Source organism: Niallia sp. XMNu-256, assembly GCF_036670015.1.
In the GTDB taxonomy this organism is placed as follows: domain Bacteria; phylum Bacillota; class Bacilli; order Bacillales; family Cytobacillaceae; genus Bacillus_BD.
In genome coordinates, this window is the sequence record NZ_CP137636.1 from 3378826 (window position 1) to 3403163 (window position 24338).

A 24338-nucleotide genomic window follows, 5' to 3' on the forward strand; every position below is an offset into this window, starting at 1 on the left:
ATCACAAAAATTCTAGGAGGTTGTCTAAATGAGTCGTGCACTGAATTTTAATGCGGGTCCCGCTGCTTTACCTGAAGCAGCACTTAAACAAGCCCAAAGTGAATTGTTGAATTTTAGAGGTACGGGAATGTCAGTCATGGAATTGAGTCACAGAAGTAAAGATTATGAAGCGGTCCACAACGCTGCGATTGCCTCTTTACGTTCTTTACTTTCCATTTCAGATGATTACGAGGTGCTATTTTTACAAGGTGGGGCTAGTTTACAATTTTCAATGGTACCGATGAACTTGCTACAAGCAGGTCAAACTGCTTATTATGCATTAACTGGTGCATGGTCTGAAAAAGCTTTAAAAGAAGCAAAGAAAGTTGGAAAAACGGAAATCGTCAGTTCAAGTAAAGATAATCAATACAAAAACATACCAGCTTTAGATCCAGCAATGGTAGCTAATAACGCTGCTTATTTGCATATTACAAGCAATAATACCATCTACGGTACACAATGGCATAAATTCCCAACAGGATTACAAGTTCCTCTTGTGGCTGATATGTCCAGCGATATTTTATGTAAACCATTAAATATGGATCAATTCGATCTTATTTATGCAGGCGCACAGAAAAACTTAGGCCCATCTGGGGTAACCGTTGTTATTATCAAGAAAGATTTATTAACCCGCTCATCTGATGATTTACCAACGATGTTAAATTACAACACTCACGTGAAAAATAATTCTTTATATAATACACCACCAACCTTTGGAATTTATTTATTGTCGCTTGTCCTTGAATGGATTGAAGAGCAAGGCGGTGTCCAAGCGATCGAAAAAATAAATGAGCAAAAGGCGAAGCTTCTTTATGATGAGATCGACGAAAGTAATGGCTTCTATAGTGGACATGCTACACCAGACAGCCGTTCAACAATGAATGTCACTTTCACATTACAATCTGAAGAAGCAACAAAGAGCTTTTTATCCCAGGCAAAAGAAGCTGGGTTTGTTGGTTTGGCTGGTCATCGTTCAGTTGGTGGCTGCAGGGCCTCTATTTATAATGCTGTACCTCTTGAAAATGTAGAGCGACTCGCTCAGTTTATGAGAGAGTTCAGAAAAAATTATTAATAAAAGGATTCTTTAAACTCTGCTTTTGTGCTATAATAATAGAAACTTTTCGCTGCAGGCAACGAGTGCACTGTAGGAAAAGCGATTTTAGTCAAGATGAGATGAGGAGAGATGAGAAGTGAATACTAAAAAACTAGTGGCCATTGCTCTTTTAATTGGTATGGGGACGGTCTTACACGCAGTTGTTCCTGGGTTTGTGTTCGGAATGAAGCCTGATATGATGCTAACGATGATGTTTTTAGGTATTATTCTTTTTCCAGATACGAAAAGTGTCCTATTAGTAGGACTTGCAACAGGAATTATTTCAGGAATTACAACTTCAATGCCAGGGGGATTTTTCCCAAATATTATCGATAAATTCATTACAGCATTCGTCTTTTTAGGATTATTTATGCTACTAGGAAAGCTTAATAAATCGATTATCTCAGTCGCTGTTCTAACAGCAATTGGAACATTGATTTCAGGAGCCATTTTCTTAGCTGCAGCATCCTTTATTGTTGGATTACCAGGACAATTTGCAGCAATGTTTGCCGCAGCCGTATTACCAGCAGCAGCGGTCAATACTATTGTCATGATTGTTTTATATCCAGTCGCGACAACAATTATGAAAAAAACAACATTTACTGGTCAACAGACAATCAGTCAATAACTGTTTGAAACCCGTCTCGATTGACGGGTTTTTCTTTCTAACTAAAACAACATTAACACAATGGTAATAAGCAAAAACATGATACTACTTAGACCCATGATTTGTAACCGTTTTTTAAGCAAGTATTTGGGCGGATAAGCAGACGGCCTCTTCCAGGCTAAAAAGTAAAAAAGATAGAGTGAACCTGTTATAAGGCATAAAAGTAAAAAAAATATGCTCATGATGTCACCCCTAGAATTAAATTCGCCCGTCGAATTTGCGCGCCTGGATTCTTTATCACGTTACAGAGCGCCACAACCTTATTTCTAGCCTGACTAGGACATCATGTCCCTCTCATCGAGCTACTCGGTACGGCACCCTAAGAAAATCCGTGACTACCGCTGAATAAAGTTAACAGACAAGCATAATTAAGTTTATGCATCATGAATGAGGGATATAACACACAAGGGAACGATTCATACTAATTGTAATTGGAGGAGAAGATCATGAAAGGGAAGTCATACCTCGCTGGATTATTTGTTGGAGCCACTTTATCTAGTTTAATCACGTTACTAACCACTCCTAATTCTGGTAAGGAAACTCGTATAGTCGTTAAAAATACAGCACAACCGTTTATACACCAACTCTCAGAGATTCAATCTCATTTACGTGATTTAAAGAAGAGTCTGGCAACTGCAACTCAAGAAGGAAAAGAAAACATTCATTCTTTCGTCTTGGATTTAAAAAAGTCGGTCACTGAATGGAAAGATGAGATTCGTCCTCACCAACGACATTTGCAAGAAGAAATTGCTTCGCTTGAAAAAACAATTGCTGAATTTGAGAGACATTTAAATAAATAGTATGTAAATTCTGACATTTTTCAAAAAAATACGTGAAAAAAGCAGGATTTTCTCGTCTCATAATCGAAAACAGATATATTGCGATAGCAGGATGAACCTTCACACAATAACATAAGACTATACATGGTATTTGCACAAATTCTAATAATTTAGCAAATTACTATCTTTATTAATCTTTACTTTATTGGCATAATAATAATTAAGAGAGATACGAAAAGGGGTATAAGAGGATGGAAGAAAAAGATTTTTCCGCAAAGGAAGCGATGCTTTATACTCAGAGAATTGCTCAACTAAGTAAAGCATTATGGAAATCTGTTGAGAAAGACTGGCAACAATGGATAAAACCGTATGATTTGAATATTAATGAACATCATATCCTGTCAATTGCTTACCATTTAAATGGTGCTTCCATCTCAGATGTAGCAAAATTTGGAGTTATGCATGTTTCTACCGCCTTTAATTTTTCCAAAAAGTTAGAGGAGCGGGGCTTTCTGGAATTTTCGAAAAAGGAAAATGACAAACGTAATACGTATATTAAACTGACAGAAAAAGGGGAAAAAGTGTTTTTAGATTCTTTATCTGCTTATGATGGGACTCAAACCTCTGTCTACACAGGCTCCTTACCGTTAAAAGATATTTATGGAAAATTCCCAGAGATTATGGAACTAATGGCGATTGTTCGAAATATTTATGGGGATGACTTTATGGAAATTTTCGAAACTTCTTTTAACAATATCAACCAGGACTTTATCGAAGATGATGGGAAAATCATTAAAAAGGCCAATTTAGAAAAAGAATTCATTTAGATGATCATAAATATTTTTTGAATTCGGTCATTAAGGAAACATATAACCCCTGTCTTAAACAAGCTATGATTACTTCTTGAGCCGAAAGTTTCGGATGAAGATGAGCAATAAATTTTTCGTAAAGCGGATGAAAATAAACAAAACCTTCCGCTTTTTGTTCTTCGAAAATTTTGCTCAATCTTTCACATTTTTTATGGAATTGTCCTACTTCTTCTTCTGATAGTGATTTTTCAATGATTAGTTTGTAAAAGGCTTCAGTCGATGATTGATTCATTTTCAACAAAAGTGATTGGTGGTACTCCAATTTATTAATTTTCTCTAATATCGCTTGTAAATCCATATCTTTCCCCACTTTATTTTGCATTATCCTTAATGTTAATCTATCCATTTTACTATTGATTTTTTATTACTTTCATCGTAAATTTACATAAGTAGTCTATAATAAATGGATATAATTATTACAACATGTACACTATTTTACCATTTCTACAGCTTTTCAGGTAGGCATATGATTAACAAGAATGCCTTATTTTTGTTTTATTCACTCATTTATAGGCATATATATATAAGAATGATCTTCAATTACATTAATGGCTTTTTAAAATCGTGATTCCGTATTGATTTTTATCAGCTTAACGGGCAGTAAGACTTCCACCTCAAGATTCTAGTATAATGTGGGGGATTAACTGACCGTAAAGCTCGGGAAGTTAATCACAGACTAAATACGCTTACGGCAACGTATGCGTGACCAGCATTCTTTGGCCGCGGGCTTTCCATCAGCGAGGGATAAAAGACCTCCCATTGATGGAAGTTACACTTTATTCACGAGACCGAATCAGCCTCTCAAAAGGAGGAATAATGACTTGTTAATTTTTTATATTTTATTTGCCTTTTTTATATTATTGCATATTAATAGGCTCACCAACTTACTTTGTCTACAAAAAGAGATTCCAGAAGAAAAGCAATCAAACATATTTAGAACCATCAATATTCTTGTTACCATCCTACTCATCTCTTCATATGTTGAGATATTAGTAGCTATTACGTAAGCACGACAAAGAAGCGGTGATATTCTCACCGCTTCTTTGTCATCTATTATCTCAATCTTATAACCATGCTGCTCCAACGATGATTAATAAGATGAAAAGAACTACGATTAACGCGAATCCTCCACCGTAAGCTTGACCCATACTTAACACCTCCTAGAATGAAATTATCTGTATTTCTATATGGTATTCCGCAAACATTTTAGGTTTTAAACTATTTCTTAGTAGAAGGAAGCTCCAACGATAATTAGTAAGATGAACAATACTACGATTAACGCGAAACCTCTGTTATGAAAATGTCCCATACTTTTTTACCTCCTTTCTCTTACGATGTATCATATGTACGAAGGACGAATATGTAATGGACATTTACCTAGTTTTTTGAAAAAAATCTTAAAAAACCTTTCCAATTAATTTGTTAGCGGACAAATTTATGTTATAGTTATCATTGTTGTTTGTACGAGATTAAACTTCAGCAAAGACAACTGTATGAAATTAAGCCTCCGATGGGCCTTTAGTTTTTTAGGCGTAAATCAGGCAGGCGAATTTGATCAATAGGAGTGTTAAATACGTGAAAAAATGGATATTGCCAATTACGATGGCAGTCGGAATCCTCTCTTTAACAGCTTGTAATAATGGAGATGGATCAGATCTCATTGTAGAATCAAAAGCGGGAAATATAACTAAAGATGAATTTTATGCTGAAATGAAGGATATGGCCGGACAACCTGTCTTGCAGCAAATGGTTTATGAAAAGGTTTTAGCAGATAAATATGAGGTTTCAAATAAAGAATTAGATGAAAAAGTTACGGAAATGAAGGAACAGTACGGAGATACATTTTTCCTTCAGTATGGTTTCGAAAGTGAAGAATCCTTTAGAGATGACTATTTAAGACTAAATCTTTTATTAGAGAAAGCCGTTAGTTCAGATATTACAGATAAAGATGTAAAGAAGTATTATGAGGAAGAATACCGTCCTGACATTAAAGCAAGACATATTCTTGTTGAAGATGAAGAGAAGGCTAAAGAAGTTAAATCGAAGCTTGATGCTGGTGAGAAGTTCGAGGATTTAGCAAAGGAATACTCAACAGATGGAACAGCTGAAAAAGGCGGAGATCTTGGTTGGTTTGGACCAGGAGCAATGGTGCCTGAATTTGAAGAAGCCGCTTATGCTTTAGATGTGAATGAAATCAGCGAGCCCGTCCAATCACAATTTGGATTTCACATCATTCAAGTAACGGATAAAAAGGAAAAAGAACCTTTTGAAGAGGTTAAAGGTAAAATGAAAGAAAACCTTTTGAACTCTCGGTTATCGGATATGGAAACCATTCAATCTGTCATTGATCGTGAGCTGAAAGACGCTGGCGTTGAGGTTAAGGATAAAGATCTTCAAGGGATCTTAGGCACTACAGAAGAAAAAGCTGAAGAAAAATAACTTTTTCTATATAATGTCATAAAAAAACACACGACTTCGTGTGTTTTTTTATGATTAAAAGTGAAATCCTTTCAAAGCCAATTTTGCCTTTTCATATGCTTCAGGCGTATCAATGTCAGATAGAATTCCTTCGTCTTCGACTTCAATCGTCATTTGATGAGAAATCTGCTTCATGATCATCTTCCCTCCATGATCTCCTTGAAGACTCGAAAATAATTTTACTTGTAATCTTCCGAAAAATACGGGATGTCCTTTGATGTCATTATATTGAGGACGAATCACAAAAGGCTCGTTGAATATACTAAGTTGTTTCTGTCCCATTTCATAGACCCTTTTAATGGTTGAGCATGAAACAAATGGCAGATCTCCAAGAAAAACCATAACATTACGATCAGTTTCTTTTAAATTCTGGAATCCACATCGTAAGGATGAGCTCTGACCTGATCGATACTCAGTATTCTCCACCCAACGTATACGCTCATCTGTAAACGCTATTCTCCTTTTAATATTTTTGCTTTCATAACCAATTACTACAATAATTTCGGAAAAATCCTCAGCGGTTACTTTATCGATTACATGTTTCAATAAAGGTTTATTGCCAAGTGGCAGAAGTTGCTTTACAGATCCCATTCTTGAAGAGGTTCCTGCGGCAAGAATGATGGCACTAATATTATTCATTAGTTAACTATTCCATGGATTCTCTGAGAACCTTGAAGAAATCCTCCATGATGACCTGTTCTGACAGCAATAATCTCTGCTAGAATACTAATGGCAATCTCTTCAGGTGTCACAGAACCAATATCCAGGCCAATTGGACTATGTAGTTTAGCAAGCTTATTGTCGGAAACCCTGATTCCTTCAGTTTCAATTGCATGAATTAGTTTGTTTCCTCGGGATCGCGGTCCAAGCAGACCTATATATGCAGCGTTTGAAGGTAAAACAAACTTCAATGTTTCAATATCTCTATCAATATGATGATTCATAATTACAATATAGGTGCGATTCGTTATTTTGATTTGTTCGTTAAATTTAGCTGGATTGATAACCAACCTTTTCATACCTGGAAATCGTTCTTCGTTGTTAAATGCAGGACGCTGATCGACCACAACTGTTCTCATCCCTAATGAAACACCTAATTTAGCTACTGGAAGGGCATCATGACCTGCGCCAAAAATCAACAAGGTAACAGGCGGGATATATACATCCAAAAACACAAGAAGTTCCACTCCGTCACTTCTTGTCATTAAAATGCTTTCTGACTTAGGATTCGATTCATTTAATTTAGCTAATCCAATCGTGGCTGCCTTTTCATTTAAGAAGCGATCACCAAGTGAACCAATTGGACTTCCTTCCTTAGGTATAAACATTCTGCCCCCATCAGCATATCCTTCCGTTTGAAGAATGGTTACCAAAACTCCTTCTTCTTGATTTTTTACACAATCAAGCCAACGATTAAAAGATCGACATTCAGTCATTTCATCCCTTGTTGGAACAGGTTCGATATAAATGTCTACGATTCCAGGACACCCAAGACCTAGTCCCCATACAAGATCTTCATCCAAATCATACGTTTTGAGAATAGGTTGTCCGGAAACTATAACCTCTTTTGCTGTTTCTGCAACATCTGATTCAAGGCAACCACCCGAAATCATTCCTGTTGTTTTTTCAGCTCCATCTATAAGCATCATGGCACCTTCACGACGATAAGCAGACCCCTTTACGCTTACAACTGTAGCTAAAGCCGCTTTTATACTAGATTCTTGCGCTTTCTTAATCGCTTCCATCACTAATGCATTTTCAGACATTCCCATTCACCTCGAAATTTATACTCTTTTTGCCTACCTTTGGAAGGATTCAGCCTTATATGCCTCCATAAACAGATCAATATACGGAAGCGCCGCCTTCATCCCTCTCGCCTCTGCTCATATCCTGAAATAGAGAGCAATGGATTCAACCAAATAACATCGGATGAACGATGTTGAATTTCTTTCATGGCCCAATCCATGTTGGATAAGTCCCCTGTATCTAGACCATCACTGAAAATCGTGACGACCGTGTGCGAGTACTTTAGTTAACTCTGTTTTTCCAACTCCTGCAGGTCCCTCAATCAATAAGGGTTTTTGCAAGGCTTGGACAAGGTGCAAGGCGATAACGGTCGGCTGGTCTGTAATATAGCCGTTTTGTTCAAAATTGTCTTGTATGGACCTCCTCATATTAACGTTAATTTCTAATCACCTCTCTTAAGTTTTATGTATTTATGAGTGGATGGAGGTTAAACTCAACGGGCGAATTGGAATAATAATGAAACATGGGGCCAGCTCACTTCACTGGTCCCACATGATTCATTTTCTAAAAACTATTATAAATATTATGAAATTTTATAATAGTACACTACTTAAAGCGCGTTCCGTATACACTTTACATAAATTTTCCCGATATTCTGCTGAAGCAAATAAATCACTGCCCATTTCAGCTCCTTCTGCTGCAAGCTTGGATGCCTCATGAATCAACGCTTGTGTTGGCTTTTGGCCTAAAAGGGTTTGTTCAACAGCTTCTGCACGAAACGCCACATCCCCTACGCCAGTAACCCCGATTTTGACGTAATCAATCGTACCATCTTTATCTACACCCGCTACGGCTGCCACGCCGACAACTGGATAGCCCGAGGCAGGGTGGAAATACTTCAAATAAACCGATTTCGTATGGGATGGAGGGATTTGGAACGATACAGACTTTACGATGCTATCTTCAGGTAAAGCAGTAATAAGCGGCCCAATAATAAAGCTATGGACATCCATTGTGTCTACGCCATCCTCACTAATCATTTCAATTTCCGCATCTAGAGCCACAGCTGCTGCTGGTATGTCTGCTGCCGGGTCTGCATGGGCAATATTTCCTCCGACTGTGCCACGATTACGAATTTGTATATCCCCAATTTGGCGTACGGTATCAGCAAGTACCGGAATATACTCTTTAATGATCGGATCGTTTGCGGCCTCATAATGAGTAGTTAAAGCCCCAACTACGATACGATCTCCTTCCTTATTGATCCCCTTTAGTTCACTAACTCGACTAATATCAATGAGTACACTTGGTTCTGTTAATCTAAATTTCATTAACGGCAATAAGCTATGGCCGCCGGCAATTAACTTGCCCTCTCCGTCACTTTCTTGCAGTAACTTAATCGCTTGTTGGATTGATTCTGCATGTACATAATCAAATTTGACAGGTATCATTCGTTCTCCTCCCCACTTTGAATCACACGCCAAACTTTTTCTGGTGTAATTGGCATTTCAACATCTGTTACATCGTATGGAGCTAATGCATCAATAACAGCATTTGCTACAGCTGCAATAGAAGCCGTTGTGCCTGTTTCACCAACTCCTTTTGACCCGATTGGATTTACTGTTGTAGGAGTTACTGTAAACTCTGACTCAATATGTGGGAAGAAACGTGCTTTTGGTAATGCATAATCCATTAACGTTCCAGTTAACAGCTGTCCTTCTTCACTGAAAATAGCCCCTTCCCATAAAGCTTGCCCAACACCTTGTGCAATTCCTCCATGTACTTGTCCTTCAGCAGTTAAGGGATTAATTACATTTCCTACATCATCCACACATACATAACGTTTTAACTCAATTTCACCTGTTTGCTTATCAATTTCTAGGACAACAATATGTGTACCGAACGGATAAACAAAATTCTCAGGATCAAAGAATGATTGCCCTTCTAGAGAAGGCTCCATCCCTTCGGGTAAATTCCATGCATAGTTAGCACTTCTAGCAACCTCTTGGAATGTACGTTGATGACCTGGCACTCCTTTTAATTGGAAAATTCCATTTTCAAATACAATATCTTCCTCTGCTGCTTCTAATTCATGGGCAGCAATTTTCTTTGCTTTTTCAACAACACGATCCGCAGCATAAGCAATAGCCCCACCTCCGACTGCAGTGGAACGAGAACCATATGTGCCCCATCCCATCGATACTGATTTTGTATCACTGAAAACAAACTCGATATCATCTAATGGGATGCCAAGCTTATCTGCTACGATTTGGCCAAATGTTGTAGCATGTCCTTGACCGTGTGGTGAAGTTCCACAAAAAACAGTTGCTTTTCCAGACGGATGAATCCGAACCGTTGCATTCTCCCAAACACCGCCTTGGAAACCGATAGCCCCTGCCACCTTTGAAGGTCCAAATCCGCATAACTCTACATAGGTTGAAAAGCCAATTCCAATTAATTTCCCTAGTTTCCTTAATTTCTCTTGCTCTTTACGTAAGCTCTCATAATTAATGATGTCTAAAGCTCTTTGCAGCGGCTTTTCATAATCTCCACTGTCATAAAGTAACCCTTGCGCATTTGTATAAGGAAAAGCCTCTTTTTTCACGAAATTCTTTCTTCTAATTTCAACCGGGTCCATAGCTATTTTCTTAGCAAATAAATCAATCATCCTTTCAATTTGATAAGTCGCCTCTGGCTTACCTGCCCCACGATATGCATCAATTGGAGTTGTGTTTGTATAAACACCGATCGTTTCACATGAGGCATGCGGGATATCATAAGCTCCAGTAATCATTAAACCAAAGTCAATCGTCGGACACCCTGGACCAAACGTAGATAAATAAGCACCTAAATTAGCTGTGTTTTTCACCCGAATGGCAGTAAGGGTCCCATCTTTTTTTCCAGCAAGTTCAACGTCAATGATCTCATCCCGTCCAGCATTTGCCGCAATAAAGTTTTCACTTCTAAGCTCAATCCATTTAACTGGTCTGTTAAGATCACGAGCAGCATAACCAACTAACGCTTCATCAGGGTGTACGCCAATTTTACCACCAAACCCTCCCCCCATATCTGGAGCTATTACGCGCAGCTTTGATTCTGGAATGTTCAGTACCTCTGATAATACCATTCTATGAATATGTGGATTTTGGGAAGAGCACCAAAGGGTTAAATCACCACTACCTGCATCATATTGTCCGATTGCGGCACGAGTTTCAATAGCACTAGGAAAAACCCGCTGCAAATTAAAGCTTTCTCGAACAACCACTTCAGCACTTTCAATCAGTTCATCTGCTACTTCACCCGCTTTCCAGTGAAGGGCAATATTATTTTCAATATCCTCATGAATGACTAGTTGATTGTCTTTAATTGCCTCTTTTTGACGGACAACAGCAGGAAGAACTTCATAGTCTACTTCAATTAAATCGACTGCATCACGAACGGTATAACGGTCATCAGCAATAACTAATACAACTCCATCACCAACATAACGCACAGTATCACTAGCTAATGGATAATGTGGTGCCTCTTTTAAATTACAGCCAGGTACACGCCAGGTTGTTGGAATTGGACCGATTTTTCCTTCTAGATCCTTCCCTGTATAGATGGCAACAACGCCTTCTAACCTCAATGCATCGTCGATTAGAATATTTTTAATCTTTGCGTGGGCATGAGGACTTCTTATGACTGTTGCATATAACATACCTGGTAATTGAATATCATCGGCAAATCTTCCATTTCCCGTTAATAGCCGAGGATCTTCTTTTCGTTTTACTGGAGTACCAACTATTTTAGCCATTCATTGATCCCTCCCCAACTAGTGCATTTCCGTTTTGTAATTGGTCTCTTTCAGCCATAATCTTGGCTGCTTTTTGAACAGCACTGACGATAAACTGATAACCTGTACAGCGACAAATGACTCCTTCCATCCCCTCTCGAATCTCTTCCTCTGTCGGATTTGGGTTATCTTTTAATATAGCAATCATGGCCATCATGACTCCCGGTGTACAGTAGCCACATTGTAAACCATGCTCCTCCCAAAAACTTTGCTGCATTGGGTGAAGATTTTCAATCGTTCCTAGTCCTTCGACTGTTGAGATTTTAGCCCCCTCTGTTTGAACCGCAAGCATCGTACATGACTTAACTGCATCTCCATTTACCAAGATCGTACAAGCCCCACATTGGCTTGTGTCACATCCGATATGTGTACCTGTCAATCCTAGATCATCACGTAAATAATGCACAAGTAGTTTCCGGGGCTCCACTTCAGCACTTCGTTCAGCACCATTCACGTTTACGGTTACTTTTTGCTTCTTAATTTCCATCTCTCGAACACCCCCTATAATTTATAAAAATACCTTTAATCAATTCGCTATATCCACCTAAGGCTCATTTCTTTGTAATGGGATTAGACTCCCACTGATCCAGAATTAAATTTAAACTCGCCTCCCAGTTATAGAAGTAAAAAGAATATATTAAATGCAATTAGAGCTTAGCCATTTCTTTCGTTTCTTTTTCAATATCTTTAAAAAACTTGCCTAATACGACCTTAGCCACACCTCCCATAACCCGTTGCCCAACGGATGCAAGTGTACCTGTAACTTTGACTTCTGCCTTACAAGTAAGCGTCGCTCCTTGCTCAGATTCCTCTAGAATCATAGAAGCATCTGCATCAATCTCACCTGGCTTCCCTTTTCCTTGTACAAGCAATCGATATGAATAGGGTTCAATTATATCAACTTGGCGAACGACAGCTGTGAATACCCCCTTGACCGGGCCAATATTAATTCCAAGCTCTGTGTTATAAACCTTTTCCTCTACTTCTTCAAAAACCTTGCAGCCTGGTAAAGATCGTTGTAGACATCCTTGATCCTGAAGGGTTTGCCAAAGCAACTCTCGTGATACATCTTTAAACGTATAAGTTTGTTCAATATTCAATCTGTTTCTCTCCTTTATGAAAAAATGGCTTTTTTATTCTATAAAATATAGGGATCTACTAAACTATGTTTTTAATTGAAGTAATTTCTACTTCAGCAGCATTTAATGCTCGAACAATTGCCTTTGCAAGGATGGGTGCTCCTGGTGTATCCCCATGAATACATACAGTCTGAGCTTCAATTGAAACATCGTTGCCATCATAAGTAAGGACTTTTCCCTCTTTTACCATCCGAACGACTCGTTGTGCCATTTCATCATAATCCTTTATCTCTGAGCCTTTTCTTGTTAAGACAATGGAACCTGTCTCTGTATGTTCTCGATCGGAGTAAACCTCCTTAGCCACAGGAATGCCCATTTTGATCGCCTCTTCATATACCTCGGATTGATTGAGGGCAAAAATAATCATATTTGGACCTGCATCATGTACTGCTTCTAAAATCGATCGCGCAAGCTGTTTATCTTCCATCGCTTTCATAAAAAGAGCGCCATGTGGTTTGCAATGCTGAATTTGTACATCTTGAGCACGACAAAATTCACGTAAAGCGCCAAGTTGGTACGTGACATAATCCCTTACCTCATCAGGAGTACATGTCATATAGCGGCGACCAAACCCTAATAAATCCGGGAAAGCTGGATGGGCGCCTATGCCCACCCCGTATTTTTTGGCAAGAGCCACTGTTTTTTTCATCACATAAGGATCACCACCGTGAAATCCGCAAGCGATATTAGCAGAAGTGATATACTGCATCATTTCCTCGTCATTGCCGATTTCATATAAACCAAAGCTTTCACCCATGTCACAATTTAAGTCGATCTTTACCACGTCATTCACCTCTTATGACTTGATTTCCTTTTTCTCTAATATCTGTGTTGTGTAGTTACCGGATACAAACTGCTTCATTTTCATAATTTGATCTAAGAGGGCAAGGTTCGTTTTAATGCCTTCTACCTCTATTTTGTTAAGTGTGTCAATCATTTTTTTAATGGATTCACTTCTCGTATCAGCGTGTACAATAATTTTTCCAATCATCGCATCATAAAACGGAGAAACAGCACTGCCTTCTTCTACACCAAAATCAAGTCGTACATTCCCATTAGGTAGTTTCAAGGTTGTTAGCTTTCCTGGAGAAGGAAAGAATGTGACAGGGTCTTCCGCATATAGACGACATTCAATGGAATGACCCTTTCGTGTGATTTCATCCTGATTAAGCGGAAGTTTGTCACCAGCAGCAATCATTAATTGCCATTCAACTAAATCAATTCCCGTTATCTCCTCTGTAACGGGATGCTCAACTTGTAATCTTGTATTCATTTCTAAAAAGTAAAAATTATGATTCCCATCAAAAATAAATTCCATCGTTCCGACATTCGTATAACCAATTTCTGCTACCCCTCGGACAGCTGCTTCTAATAATTTGGCTCTTAAAGACTCATCTAAAAATGATGAAGGACTTTCCTCAACCACTTTTTGATTTCTACGTTGAACAGAGCACTCTCTCTCAAATAAATGAACAACATTTCCAAAACGATCAGCTGCTACTTGGACTTCAATATGATGGGAATCGGATATCCACTTTTCTAAAAAGACGGTTCCATCATTAAAAAAGGATTGTGCTTTCTGAATCGTCGTATCATAAGCTTTAATCATTTCTTCTTCATTTTGAACAAGCTGCATGCCAATTCCACCGCCGCCTGCACTCGCTTTAAGCATAAGTGGATAGCCTAGTTTTTCAGCAATGGCAAGGGCCTCGTCTAGTGAACCAAGCTTTCCTGCTGAGCCTGGAACTACTGGGACGCCGGCCGCTTGCATTTGAGTTCTAGCCTCAAGCTTGGAACCCATGATCTTCATAATGTTGGCAGCGGGTCCGATAAAGACAATATTTTCTTGTTCACAACTCTCAACAAAAAGGGGGTTTTCTGATAAAAACCCATAGCCTGGATGAATGGCATCTACTTTTGTTTCTTTAGCTGCTTGGATGATGTTTTCAATATCCAAATAACTTTTTTTAGCTTGTGCAGGGCCAATACAGACCGCCTCGGTTGCTTCACGAACAAAAGGTGCATCGGCATCTGCTTCTGAATAAACCGCGACCGTCTCAATGCCGAGACGATGACAAGTACGGATAATCCTTCTAGCAATCTCTCCTCTGTTTGCAATGAGTACTCTATTGAAATAAGGCATTCTTGTCCTCCTTTATACCAAAATGCTTTTCTACTATTTTATTTTTCTACGATAATGGCTAGCTCTTGACCTGCATCAATCATATCCTCGTTCTCAACGAGAAAACTTTCTAAAACTCCGCTAGCTTCGGCTTTAACCTCATAGAAACTTTTCATTACTTCAATTAATCCGATGACATCCCCCTCATTAACTAAGTCTCCTACATTAACAAACACCTCTTTATCAGGTGCTGGTTTACGGTAAAAAACTCCTGGAATTGGTGATAAAACTTTTTTATTCGTATCTGTCATGAATGATTCCCCCTATACTTGTAGTTCTTGTTTTATTCTTTCTACTTTTTGTTTGTATTCTTTTCGAATCTCTAAGGCTTCTTCAATATTTACTGCTTTAAAGCGGACCTTTTCATTTGTTTTTATTTGTGCCATCTTATTTAAATCCGTCGAGATGATCGTACAAATGGTTGCGTATCCCCCACCAGTCACAGCATCATTTAATAAGGCAATCGGTTCAACACCATCTGGCACTTGAATTGAGCCAATTGGATAACCGAGATCTACTACGTTTGATGGATTGCTTCCTGCACCAAATGGCTGTTCGCGCTCAACAAATTGTAAACGCTCTCCTTTAAAACGGTAGCCTACACGATTAGCCTCAGTAGTAACCGTCCAATCAATGGAGAAGAACCTTTCCTTGCTTTCTTCGGTCAAACGATAACTGCATAGTCCTACAACCACACGGATTTCATTCACCTTTGAGAAGGTTGGAAGATATTCTTCACGGATCCGTGATCCAATCCTCACTGCATTCTTTACATCCTTTCCAATGCCCAAAACATCCCCTTCTTGTAATGCTCTTCCTTCGTGGCCACCGATTCCACATAACGTATAAGTAGAACGGGATTCCATGATCAGTGGGACATCAATTCCTCCTGCTACAGCTAAATACACACGAGCACCTTGCTTAACAAAATCAAAAGAAAGTTCATCTCCAGCCTTAACGGAAATGGTTTCCCACATTGGAACAGATTCACCATTTACTTTTGGTGGAATCTCTCCTCCTGTTATCGCGATCATTGCATCTTGTTGAAATTGAAGAACGGGGCCTATATAAGTAATTTCTAGCGAAGCAGCATTTTCCCCATTTCCAACAAGCAAATTCCCTACTGAATAGGAAAACTTGTCCATGGCTCCAGAGGGAGGCATTCCAACTTCATAATGGCCGATTCTTCCAAAATCTTGAACAGTTGTTTGTAGCCCGGGTTTTATTACTTTAATCATGAGTACAACCTCCTTAACACGTCCTCAGAAAACGCTTTTGGATTGTCCAGCACCTCTTGCGGTTTAAAAGTTATCTCCTTCGTTAAATAACGGAAAGTACCTTCTTCTACTTGTTTTTCGATAGATTGAAATTCATCCATAGTAATACTGCGATAGCGGAAAATATCCCCTTGTCTAGGGAATGTCATCGAATCCTTAAAGTCATATAATCGCTGTTCTTTTTGATAAATCGGTGCTGCAGCAGTTCCAAATAATTGATATCCGCCTGCTCCTTGAACCGGATAAATAACAGCAAAGGCTCCACCAAATCCGAATGCTCTTTCTGGGGTGTATGTACGGGGTCTAACATATTTTGGCACTTCAATTTGTTGTTCACGCGGAACCATTTGATAGCACCATGGCAATCCTGGAACAAAACCAATCATAGATACTAGATAGGGAGAATCGGTAATTGCCTTAATAAGGGCTTCCTTTGAGTCGAACCCATTAATTCTTGCAGCATATTCTAAATCTGTTGAATTTGGATCTTGATGGCGGTCTCTAAACCGCATTAAAGCTTCATTTGTCCACGGGTCATCAAATAAGACTGGAACATCTACAATTCGTGAGGTAATTTCAAAGTTGTCAACCGATACGGTTTGCTCTAGTTCTTTCAACTTTGTAATTAAATCATTAGGATGGATTTCTTCAGGAATAAAGCGGACCATGTAGGAGGCATTTGAGGGACAGACATCTACAATTCCTTGTAAGTTTTCCTCTCTCAACCGCCTTGTAATAGCCATCGCTTGAAAATTAGCTTCAAGACTCATCGACTCAGATAACTCAACGAAAATAAATTCATCGCCACCGTACTCGTAACGTGTCAATAGAATCACCTCGGAAATATAATGATTTTTCAATTATAAATAATGCAATATTCGTGCCAAAGTGTCTGAACTCCAAACAATGGTTAATTAAACGTTTGCAACAATAGTACAAAAACAAAATTTCAATTTTGAAATAAACTTGCAAATTTGAAAGCGCTTATATTTTATGCAGACATTCCAACACAATATAGGAGAAATTTAACATTCCCCACACATCATTCTAAACGGATAAGAAAAGAGGCACCCCAAAAGAAAAACTGTTGACAACTACTATTAGTTGCCAACAGTCTCTCGAGATTGCCCTGTACATTTTATGAAGTTAAACTCCCATTGATTTTTCTACTGACTGCTTTTCCTCGCGTTCTTGTTCTAGACGCTTCATATAAACTTCGCCTTCGCGTTCAATTATCTCATCCTCGATTTGCTTCTCCTCTTTACCGGTTTTATATACCATAAATGCACTAAAGACAATTCCCATTACCACTAAATACATCCAAAAAGGAACATCCATTTCTATCCACCTCACATAATCAATTCGCTCGTCGAATTTGCGCCCGGATTTTTTCACGCTTCAAAACGCCACTTCCTGGGGTTTCGCCTCAGTAGGACATCCTGTCCGTTTCGAGACTCTTGATAAATCTTTAAAAAATCCCAGGCATCCGCCTTGTCCATACATTTTATGAACCGATCGATGGAGTTATGTCACTAAAAGGCAGAAATATGAAATTTACAGACGATGTTCCCTTATTCCGATAGCCTATGATACTGCATTTTCTTTTTCAATTTTGATGATATTTTCCGATTGAAAATGACTTAATAGATGTTCATGACAGGTGAAAAATAGGACTTGATAATCGTCTAGATTAGTTAATAATTGAATTACTCTATGCGTTCGAACACGGTCAAAGTTAACAAAACTATCATCGATGATAATCGGAAACTTAAATTTTTCATATACGGTAAGAGCTAAGGCCAGACGAATGGATATATAGATTTGTTCAGTCGTTGCCTGACTTAACTCATTTGCTTCAAAGAGAAGGTGGTCTTTGCTCTCAATGATAAAGCCGCTGCTATCTTGTTTTGGAAGAATTCGAATATAATTTCCACCTGTGAGAAACTGCAAAAACTCTTCCGCTTTAACAAGCATTTTCGGGAACCAAAGCTCTTTAAAGTTATTAATTGTTCTTTGGAGAATTTCCTTAGCGGCTGCAAACTTAGCCCATTCCAATGCTTCTGATTGGAATTCAGATTTTTGCTGTTTATAACGATGGAGAAGGTCTGCATACGTTCCCCCTTCTTCAATCAGAGAAATTTGATGTCTAACAGAAGCCAACTCCTCATTAAAATGAGTGATTCTCTGCTCGAGAGCTTGCTTTTCAACTTGAATTTCTTCAATTCTCTCATCGATGGTTTGTTCTTCAAACGAATCAATGTCAGTTATATCAATGGTTGATAATTTAAGTTGAATATTTACCTGATTCCATTGCTGTAACAAGTTGTCCTTTATCCCTGCAATCCTTGCCTTCTCTCTAAAGTCTTTTTCATCTTGAACCCCTGCTTTCTGATAAAGCAAATCGATTTCTGCTTGCAGTCCCTTCCATTCAATCCGATCGTTATTCCATTCTCCCTCCAATTCACGATATTGTTCTTGTTTCTCTTTATATTGAATGTGTTTTTCTAATTCTTCTCGTAGACTTCTTTTTAACATAAATACGGCCTCATGATACGAAGGGGCCTTTTGGGAAAGCAAAAAAGATAGTTCTTCAATTGCAGCAACCATTTCTTTCATACTATTTTCAGTGGTTACGATCTCTTTAACAATCAGGTCCTTTTCTAAGGTTACTTTTTTCAGTTCATCAATCATTTGAAAAGCATCCAATAGATGATGGAGCGCGATATTGTCAGGCAGCTTCAGCTCTTTTCCAACCCTTAGTAACTCTTGCCGAAGCCCCGCTTCATTGTGCTCCCATTGTTCAAATAAATCGACAACATGGTTGTACTGGTCCTGCTGTCTTTCAATCATTAAAGATAACTGATTTACTTGATCCCTAATCCCTTGGTCTCTCTCAAACCTCTGACGGATCCCTTCTATTTGATTTGATGGCATATTTAATTCTTGCTCCAATATAGCCTTTTTTTCCTGCAATGTAGTCGATTCCTTTTGCATAGACTCGATATCTTTTGAAAAAGATGCTTTAAAGAATGACCAAAAAATAAAGAGAAGTCCTAAGCCGCCTAAAAATAGAAATGTAAAGGCTTCTGATAGAAGACCCCAAGCACTTAAAGCACTGAAAAGAATTGCTAGTATAAGATGCTGAACTTTATGTTGAGCCTTTCTATTTTTTTCCTTTTGTATTGAAGAGTGCAACCCTGTTAGTCTTTCTTCAAGGTACTCGATTTGAAACAAAATGGTCTCTTTAGCCTTCCAACGGGATAACGCCTCTTCCATTTTATTTTTTTCTTCATCAGAGACTAACTCTTCTTTAAGTTGGATTTCTTTTGATTCTAATTCTTCTAGCCTGTTTTTTTCCTCTTGAAATCGCTCATCCAATTCCAACTTTTTTGCTGTTAAACTTTTTTGTTTGGCAGCTAAATTCGCTACCTTTTCTTTTATAAAAATACTTGTGTTACTATTAATAATATCTTGTTGGGAAAGTGGCAAATGAACTTTATTGTGTAATAACTGTAACTCTTCATCTAACTTTTTTATTTTGATTTGTAGTCCATTGATTTCTTGTTTTGTCCGATCAATTAGAGGCAGACTTTCAACAGCTGCATTAATTTCATGTTCTTTTTCAATCAAGGTAAAGTTTGGTGTTAATTGGTCCAACTCAACCTTTAAGCGTTGTAAACGCTGTTCAGTTGTATGTAGTTTTCGTTGAACTCTGTTCTGCAAACCTGTTAATTGGTCCAGCTTTTCTAACCCTTGTTCAGGAAACGTAATGCGATCGTATTGAGCTAGTTCGTTTTCAAGGACCTCCCTTCTTTTATAAAGCGGTAAAGTTTTTTTCCACTCTTCCCATTTTGCTTGATTACGGCTTAATCCAGTTGCACTTGCTTTTAATTGCTGGATTTCAGCTTGTAACTCTTCTCTTTTCTTTAGTAAAGATACGTATTGTTCGTTATTTCTCTCTGCTTTTCGCAGCTCGCCCCTTAATTGCTGTAATTCCTTTATTTTTATATTTAATAGCGGATTTCTGCCATTATACTTAAAACGGCTTTCAAGCTCTTTAGATAACTTATTTTCAGCTTTTAAAAGTTGATCGGTCCCAACAGTGCCGATTGAAAATAAAAATTTCCCTAAATCCTGTTCTTTGACTAAATGAATATTCTGCAACCCGTGAAGATTAAACGAAAAAATGGAGGTATATAATTGTTTATCAATGGAAGAAAGCAATTCTCCAAGAAGGTCTTCTCCCCCGATTCTTCCACTTTCTAATTTGACGATCACATCTCCAGTTGCCTTCCCTTTTACACGTTCAATAACTACTCTGCCATGATCAGGGAAATATACAATTAATTGCCCTCCATATTTGGCCCCTTTTTTCGGCTCATAGCGCAGCTCAGATTGCTGCTTCGTCGGAAACCCAAATAAGATACTGTGAACAAACGACATGATGGTTGATTTTCCCGCTTCATTGCTACCAAAGAAAATTTGCTTATTTCCTAAATTTGTATATCTAGTGTTTTCAAACTTTCCATAACCATAAATATGAATTTCTTCAATCTTCATCGCTTTACCCTCCCTTCTTTAATAGGGAAACCAATAAGTCTAATGCCTCTTGTTCCATATCCTTCTTTTCTCTGCTGGATAGTGGATCTAAAAACTTTGCGGCAATCGGATGATCATACAATGGTTTAATACTGTCTCCAATTGTTTCGGTGTCATCTACGGTTTGAAACATTTCTTTAAAAAATTGAGATTCTGCTTCCAGCTCGCTTCTTTCCCATTCCATCGAGTGGCCCGTATGGATAGCAATCGGCCAAACAAATGAATCTTCGTCCTTTTCATCATCTTGTAAGGCTTGGAGAAGTTCACCATTTTTGACAGGCAGCCATTCTTTTTCATCCAACCGAATGTTTGATAGTGATATGGTTAATAATACTCCATCGTCTAGGAGACGTTTTTCCTCCATTGTTTTTCGCAGCAGAATATAAAGTTCTTGAAAGCTTTTTAAAGGAGTGCAATCCACTTCAACCGAATCCCAAATAATATCAGCCGTTCTAATAAACTCTATATTTGTTTCTTCTTCTGTCATTTTGACAAGAAAGCAGCCTTTTTCACCAACTTCTTTACTATTTCGACCTTGAATATTTCCCGGGTAAGAAATTATTGGCGAATGGTGAATGATTTGTCGCTTATGTATATGTCCTAACGCCCAATAATCAAAGTTTTTTTCGATTAATTCCTTTGTAGTAAAAGAAGCGTAACGGCTGTGATCGCTATTTCCCTCATAATGACCGTGAAGAATTCCAATATGAAAGTCGGCTCCTTCTTTTTTTGTATACTGTGTTAAATAGTTATTTTCTAAGTGCCGTGTTGGATAACTGAATCCATATAAATGTGCGACTGTATGGTTTTTTGTTGTATGGGGTTTTACTACGACCCGATCTGGAAAAATATAGACATTTTGAGGCATATCTAAATGCACCCATTCACCATTTAGATGATCATGATTCCCATGGATAACATAAACAGCGATCCCCTTTCCCTTCAATCTTTCCATTTCTTTTCGCAGCCTTGTTTGCGCTCGGACACTTCGATCTTGCTCATCAAATAAATCCCCGGCTAAAATGACAAAATCAACTTCGTTTTCAATTGCAGCATCGACTAACCGGGTTAGCGCTGTAAAGGTGCTTTCTTTCAACCGTTCAAAAATCGCTTTTGGTAAATAAGATAGACCTACCATCGGGCTATCTAAATGTAAATCTGCACCATGGATAAAGGATATTTGCTTCATAAAATCTCTCCCAGCTATACTCCATATGAACAGAGTAAGATGATAGTTATATATTACCATCACTAAAAAGCGAATGCACGTTCTATCGAGTAAAGTGAGTAATATCTATAATGAATGAGGTTAAAGTCAGGATATTTGATTCTTTATTGAGGGCATCCACCTAATGTGAAACATTCTTGCTCTTTCGCTTCCTTTCCATTTATCTTCACTTTCACAAAGGAAGCGAACCACGTTTTTCAACAATAGAGTGATTTAAAAAGTCCTTGAGAACACATCTCAAGGACCATTCAAAGACTAGTCTTCTTTTGTTAGCTGCAAGGCTTTTTTAATATCTTTGAAGGAGTTTGATTTTCCATACATCAATACCCCGCCTTTGTACACGCGAGCACCAAAAATGGCAAGAATCACAATTGATACTACTAAAATAACAATCCCTAGAATCGGCTCCCATACTGGAAGATTAAGCATTCCTACACGCATAAACATCAGCATCGGTGTGAAAAATGGAATATATGAACTAATGGTCATAAATGTTGTATCTGGTTGACCAAGTCCAAACATCGCAATCATGAACCCTGCAATCACTAGGAACGTCATCGGGGTAATCATTTGATTAACATCTTCGATGCGACTGACAAGCGAGCCCAGAAATGCTGCTAGTGTCGCATATAGGAAATACCCTAAGATAAAGAAAATAATTGCATAAATGACAGTGGACAGAGGGACATTTTGAAAACCAAGGAATTCAAAAAATCCACCTTGCATTTCCTCTAGATTCCGTTTGACAAAAAAGTACCCGACCCCTAGTAAAAAAGCTAGTTGTGTTAAACTCAATAGCGCAATTCCCAAGATTTTCCCAAACATTTGCTTAACTGGAGAAACACTGGAAATCAAAATCTCCATGACACGGGAGGATTTTTCAGTTGCCACTTCCATTGCAATCATATTTGCATACATGATTACAGCAAAATAAATGACAAATAGCAGGACATACACAAGACCTCTAGCTTCACTTAATTCCTCTAGTGTCTTGGCATTTTCCTTTAAGGCAACTTGTTCAAATGGGACAGGTTCCGATAGTTTTGCTAGTTGGTCTGGTGATAATTGAAGTTGAGTCGCAGCAATTTGACTTTTTATCCCTTGTAGGGCGAATTGTAAATCTGTCTGAATCACATAATCAGCGACACTTAATGATTTATAGGTAGCAATCGGTAAACCTTCATCATCAACATTGATAATAAGCAATCCCTTATAATCTTCATTTTCAACAGCGGCCTCTGCATCTGCTTGTGACCCTGAATATAACTCAACTTGAAGCTCCTGATTAATTGTTTTTAACCCTGCTTCTAACGATGGATATAAGTCGCCAGATTCATCAATAACAGCCACTTTATTTCCTTCATCACTATTAAAAAATTGGATGATATTCGTTAAGTTTGTTAATCCAATCATTAATACAGCCATAATGACCGTTGTTAAAATGAAAGATTTAGTTTTCAATTTACTAGTGAAAGTATGTATTAAAATAATCCAAAAATTATTCATAAGAGGCACCTACCTTTTCAATAAAGATGTCATTTAATGAGGGCTCTTCCAATTCAAATTTGGAAATAAACCCCTTATGAACAATACTCTTTAAAATATCTGAGGCAATGGATTCCTTTTCAATTTGAAGGCGTACCCCTTCAGTTGTTTTCTTGCCACGAATGACACCTGGGAATTGAATTAAGTATTCCAAATCGAAATCACCATGAATGACTAAATTCTTTTTTCCGAAAGCTCGCTTGATTTCTCTTAGCGCTCCATGAACAACAGGCTTTCCTTTATGCATAATGCAAAGATGCTCACACATTTCCTCTACATGCTCCATCCGATGACTTGAAAAAACAATCGTTGTACCACTTTCTTTTAAATCCAATACAGCTTTCTTTAATTGTTCTACATTGACAGGGTCTAAGCCACTGAATGGCTCGTCCAAAATTAACAGTTTCGGTTTATGCAGAACAGCCGCAATAAACTGGATTTTTTGCTGATTTCCTTTTGAAAGTTCCTCTACTTTTTTATCCATGTATTCAGGTACTTTAAATCGAGTTAGCCAATATTCCAGCTCTTTAACCGCCTCGTTTTTATTCATCCCTCTTAATCGAGCTAAATAAACGAGTTGCTCGCGTACCTTTAGCTTTGGGTATAACCCTCTCTCTTCCGGCAGATATCCAATTATCCTGCTTGTTGAATAATCAATCCTATCCCCATCCCACGTAATGTTTCCACTGCTTGGATTCAATAGTCCTAAAATCATTCGAAATGTGGTTGTTTTCCCTGCCCCATTGGCCCCTAAAAAGCCAAACATCTCTTTTTCAGGAATGGAAATGGATAAATCGTCAACTGCCGTAAACTTCCCAAAATTCTTTGTGACATTTTTGATATCTAAAACCATACTTCTCCT

At 38.1% G+C, this 24338-nt stretch carries 26 protein-coding genes; 6 read left to right on the plus strand and 20 right to left on the minus strand.

The features are described from left to right. Positions 1-28 precede the first annotated feature (28 nt). The 4 genes from serC to R4Z10_RS17150 all read left to right on the plus strand — a co-directional run bounded on the left by serC (position 29) and on the right by R4Z10_RS17150 (position 3405). Positions 29-1111: a 3-phosphoserine/phosphohydroxythreonine transaminase gene (gene serC, locus R4Z10_RS17135; protein ID WP_338470506.1), complete on the plus strand. Its 1083-nt coding sequence runs from the start codon at positions 29-31 to the stop codon at positions 1109-1111. 118 nt (positions 1112-1229) lie between these two features. Continuing rightward, positions 1230-1760, plus strand: coding sequence for a tryptophan transporter (locus tag R4Z10_RS17140; RefSeq protein WP_338470507.1), 531 nt, complete (start codon positions 1230-1232; stop codon positions 1758-1760). Between the two features lie 485 nt (positions 1761-2245). After that, positions 2246-2599 carry a YtxH domain-containing protein gene (locus R4Z10_RS17145; protein ID WP_338470508.1) on the plus strand — a complete coding sequence of 118 codons (354 nt, stop codon included), beginning with the start codon at positions 2246-2248 and terminating at the stop codon, positions 2597-2599. A gap of 230 nt (positions 2600-2829) precedes the next feature. Beyond that, complete coding sequence (locus R4Z10_RS17150; RefSeq protein WP_338470509.1) at positions 2830-3405, plus strand: HTH-type transcriptional regulator Hpr; 576 nt, start codon at positions 2830-2832, stop codon at positions 3403-3405. A gap of 4 nt (positions 3406-3409) precedes the next feature. On the opposite strand, the gene R4Z10_RS17155 is transcribed toward R4Z10_RS17150, so the two are convergent. Further along, entirely contained in the window at positions 3410-3769 is a 360-nt protein-coding gene (locus tag R4Z10_RS17155; protein ID WP_338470510.1) for a DUF1878 family protein, read from the minus strand. Positions 3770-4268: 499 nt separating this feature from the next. Here R4Z10_RS17155 and R4Z10_RS17160 point away from each other — a divergent pair, with 499 nt between their 5' ends. Continuing rightward, the gene (locus tag R4Z10_RS17160; RefSeq protein WP_338470511.1) at positions 4269-4454 is read left to right on the plus strand and encodes a hypothetical protein; all 186 of its coding nucleotides are present in this window, start codon (positions 4269-4271) and stop codon (positions 4452-4454) included. A 57-nt stretch (positions 4455-4511) separates the two neighbouring features. Here R4Z10_RS17160 and R4Z10_RS17165 read toward each other — a convergent pair whose 3' ends face one another. After that, positions 4512-4595: a YjcZ family sporulation protein gene (locus R4Z10_RS17165; protein WP_338473268.1), complete on the minus strand. Its 84-nt coding sequence runs from the start codon at positions 4593-4595 to the stop codon at positions 4512-4514. A 77-nt stretch (positions 4596-4672) separates the two neighbouring features. Next, entirely contained in the window at positions 4673-4756 is an 84-nt protein-coding gene (locus R4Z10_RS17170) for a YjcZ family sporulation protein (RefSeq protein WP_338473269.1), read from the minus strand. A gap of 266 nt (positions 4757-5022) precedes the next feature. Between R4Z10_RS17170 and R4Z10_RS17175 the strand changes: the two genes are divergently transcribed. After that, on the plus strand, positions 5023-5886 hold the full coding sequence (locus R4Z10_RS17175) for a peptidylprolyl isomerase (protein ID WP_338470512.1): 864 nt from the start codon (positions 5023-5025) through the stop codon (positions 5884-5886). A 54-nt stretch (positions 5887-5940) separates the two neighbouring features. Here R4Z10_RS17175 and R4Z10_RS17180 read toward each other — a convergent pair whose 3' ends face one another. From R4Z10_RS17180 to R4Z10_RS17260, 17 genes are all read right to left on the minus strand, one after another. Beyond that, positions 5941-6564: a nucleotidyltransferase family protein gene (locus R4Z10_RS17180; RefSeq protein WP_338470513.1), complete on the minus strand. Its 624-nt coding sequence runs from the start codon at positions 6562-6564 to the stop codon at positions 5941-5943. Further along, positions 6564-7691, minus strand: a complete 1128-nt coding sequence (locus R4Z10_RS17185) for an XdhC/CoxI family protein (protein ID WP_338470514.1) — start codon at positions 7689-7691, stop codon at positions 6564-6566. Before R4Z10_RS17185 ends, R4Z10_RS17180 begins: the two co-directional genes overlap by 1 nt. 228 nt (positions 7692-7919) lie before the next feature. Beyond that, positions 7920-8099 carry a hypothetical protein gene (locus R4Z10_RS17190; protein ID WP_338470515.1) on the minus strand — a complete coding sequence of 60 codons (180 nt, stop codon included), beginning with the start codon at positions 8097-8099 and terminating at the stop codon, positions 7920-7922. A 165-nt stretch (positions 8100-8264) separates the two neighbouring features. Continuing rightward, positions 8265-9122, minus strand: coding sequence for a xanthine dehydrogenase family protein subunit M (locus R4Z10_RS17195; RefSeq protein ID WP_338470516.1), 858 nt, complete (start codon positions 9120-9122; stop codon positions 8265-8267). After that, positions 9119-11467 carry a molybdopterin cofactor-binding domain-containing protein gene (locus R4Z10_RS17200; protein ID WP_338470517.1) on the minus strand — a complete coding sequence of 783 codons (2349 nt, stop codon included), beginning with the start codon at positions 11465-11467 and terminating at the stop codon, positions 9119-9121. Before R4Z10_RS17200 ends, R4Z10_RS17195 begins: the two co-directional genes overlap by 4 nt. Continuing rightward, positions 11460-11993 carry a (2Fe-2S)-binding protein gene (locus tag R4Z10_RS17205; protein WP_338470518.1) on the minus strand — a complete coding sequence of 178 codons (534 nt, stop codon included), beginning with the start codon at positions 11991-11993 and terminating at the stop codon, positions 11460-11462. The genes R4Z10_RS17200 and R4Z10_RS17205 overlap by 8 nt, the downstream gene beginning before the upstream one ends. A 160-nt stretch (positions 11994-12153) precedes the next feature. Beyond that, positions 12154-12606: a carbon monoxide dehydrogenase subunit G gene (locus R4Z10_RS17210; protein ID WP_338470519.1), complete on the minus strand. Its 453-nt coding sequence runs from the start codon at positions 12604-12606 to the stop codon at positions 12154-12156. Positions 12607-12664: 58 nt separating this feature from the next. Then, the gene (locus R4Z10_RS17215) at positions 12665-13429 is read right to left on the minus strand and encodes a 5-oxoprolinase subunit PxpA (protein WP_338470520.1); all 765 of its coding nucleotides are present in this window, start codon (positions 13427-13429) and stop codon (positions 12665-12667) included. A 12-nt stretch (positions 13430-13441) separates the two neighbouring features. Beyond that, positions 13442-14788 carry an acetyl-CoA carboxylase biotin carboxylase subunit gene (locus tag R4Z10_RS17220; RefSeq protein ID WP_338470521.1) on the minus strand — a complete coding sequence of 449 codons (1347 nt, stop codon included), beginning with the start codon at positions 14786-14788 and terminating at the stop codon, positions 13442-13444. A gap of 38 nt (positions 14789-14826) precedes the next feature. After that, entirely contained in the window at positions 14827-15078 is a 252-nt protein-coding gene (locus R4Z10_RS17225; protein WP_338470522.1) for an acetyl-CoA carboxylase, read from the minus strand. Between the two features lie 12 nt (positions 15079-15090). Further along, entirely contained in the window at positions 15091-16065 is a 975-nt protein-coding gene (locus tag R4Z10_RS17230; protein WP_338470523.1) for a biotin-dependent carboxyltransferase family protein, read from the minus strand. Next, positions 16062-16964: an allophanate hydrolase subunit 1 gene (locus R4Z10_RS17235; protein ID WP_338470524.1), complete on the minus strand. Its 903-nt coding sequence runs from the start codon at positions 16962-16964 to the stop codon at positions 16062-16064. The genes R4Z10_RS17230 and R4Z10_RS17235 overlap by 4 nt, the downstream gene beginning before the upstream one ends. 286 nt (positions 16965-17250) lie before the next feature. After that, positions 17251-17442, minus strand: coding sequence for a sporulation YhaL family protein (locus R4Z10_RS17240; protein ID WP_338470525.1), 192 nt, complete (start codon positions 17440-17442; stop codon positions 17251-17253). Positions 17443-17688: 246 nt separating this feature from the next. After that, positions 17689-20664 (minus strand): AAA family ATPase, encoded by a 2976-nt coding sequence (locus tag R4Z10_RS17245; RefSeq protein WP_338470526.1) that lies wholly within the window; start codon positions 20662-20664, stop codon positions 17689-17691. 4 nt (positions 20665-20668) lie between these two features. Then, a complete protein-coding gene (locus R4Z10_RS17250; protein WP_338470527.1) occupies positions 20669-21892 on the minus strand; it encodes a DNA repair exonuclease in 1224 nt (407 codons plus the stop codon). A gap of 294 nt (positions 21893-22186) precedes the next feature. Then, positions 22187-23437 carry an ABC transporter permease gene (locus tag R4Z10_RS17255; RefSeq protein ID WP_338470528.1) on the minus strand — a complete coding sequence of 417 codons (1251 nt, stop codon included), beginning with the start codon at positions 23435-23437 and terminating at the stop codon, positions 22187-22189. Next, positions 23430-24329, minus strand: coding sequence for an ABC transporter ATP-binding protein (locus R4Z10_RS17260; RefSeq protein ID WP_338470529.1), 900 nt, complete (start codon positions 24327-24329; stop codon positions 23430-23432). The genes R4Z10_RS17255 and R4Z10_RS17260 overlap by 8 nt, the downstream gene beginning before the upstream one ends. Between the last annotated feature and the right edge of the window lie 9 nt (positions 24330-24338).

Bases quoted from the DNA above. Each gene is read 5' to 3' on its own strand.
- R4Z10_RS17170 (WP_338473269.1), bottom strand. From the start codon at position 4,756: ATGGGACATTTTCATAACAGAGGTTTCGCGTTAATCGTAGTATTGTTC.
- R4Z10_RS17245 (WP_338470526.1), bottom strand. From the start codon at position 20,664: ATGAAGATTGAAGAAATTCATATTTATGGTTATGGAAAGTTTGAAAAC.
- R4Z10_RS17200 (WP_338470517.1), bottom strand. From the start codon at position 11,467: ATGGCTAAAATAGTTGGTACTCCAGTAAAACGAAAAGAAGATCCTCGG.
- serC (WP_338470506.1), top strand. From the start codon at position 29: ATGAGTCGTGCACTGAATTTTAATGCGGGTCCCGCTGCTTTACCTGAA.
- R4Z10_RS17145 (WP_338470508.1), top strand. From the start codon at position 2,246: ATGAAAGGGAAGTCATACCTCGCTGGATTATTTGTTGGAGCCACTTTA.
- R4Z10_RS17255 (WP_338470528.1), bottom strand. From the start codon at position 23,437: ATGAATAATTTTTGGATTATTTTAATACATACTTTCACTAGTAAATTG.
- R4Z10_RS17155 (WP_338470510.1), bottom strand. From the start codon at position 3,769: ATGCAAAATAAAGTGGGGAAAGATATGGATTTACAAGCGATATTAGAG.
- R4Z10_RS17185 (WP_338470514.1), bottom strand. From the start codon at position 7,691: ATGTCTGAAAATGCATTAGTGATGGAAGCGATTAAGAAAGCGCAAGAA.
- R4Z10_RS17225 (WP_338470522.1), bottom strand. From the start codon at position 15,078: ATGACAGATACGAATAAAAAAGTTTTATCACCAATTCCAGGAGTTTTT.
- R4Z10_RS17250 (WP_338470527.1), bottom strand. From the start codon at position 21,892: ATGAAGCAAATATCCTTTATCCATGGTGCAGATTTACATTTAGATAGC.
- R4Z10_RS17190 (WP_338470515.1), bottom strand. From the start codon at position 8,099: ATGAGGAGGTCCATACAAGACAATTTTGAACAAAACGGCTATATTACA.
- R4Z10_RS17165 (WP_338473268.1), bottom strand. From the start codon at position 4,595: ATGGGTCAAGCTTACGGTGGAGGATTCGCGTTAATCGTAGTTCTTTTC.
- R4Z10_RS17195 (WP_338470516.1), bottom strand. From the start codon at position 9,122: ATGATACCTGTCAAATTTGATTATGTACATGCAGAATCAATCCAACAA.
- R4Z10_RS17150 (WP_338470509.1), top strand. From the start codon at position 2,830: ATGGAAGAAAAAGATTTTTCCGCAAAGGAAGCGATGCTTTATACTCAG.
- R4Z10_RS17260 (WP_338470529.1), bottom strand. From the start codon at position 24,329: ATGGTTTTAGATATCAAAAATGTCACAAAGAATTTTGGGAAGTTTACG.
- R4Z10_RS17180 (WP_338470513.1), bottom strand. From the start codon at position 6,564: ATGAATAATATTAGTGCCATCATTCTTGCCGCAGGAACCTCTTCAAGA.
- R4Z10_RS17205 (WP_338470518.1), bottom strand. From the start codon at position 11,993: ATGGAAATTAAGAAGCAAAAAGTAACCGTAAACGTGAATGGTGCTGAA.
- R4Z10_RS17230 (WP_338470523.1), bottom strand. From the start codon at position 16,065: ATGATTAAAGTAATAAAACCCGGGCTACAAACAACTGTTCAAGATTTT.
- R4Z10_RS17220 (WP_338470521.1), bottom strand. From the start codon at position 14,788: ATGCCTTATTTCAATAGAGTACTCATTGCAAACAGAGGAGAGATTGCT.
- R4Z10_RS17240 (WP_338470525.1), bottom strand. From the start codon at position 17,442: ATGGATGTTCCTTTTTGGATGTATTTAGTGGTAATGGGAATTGTCTTT.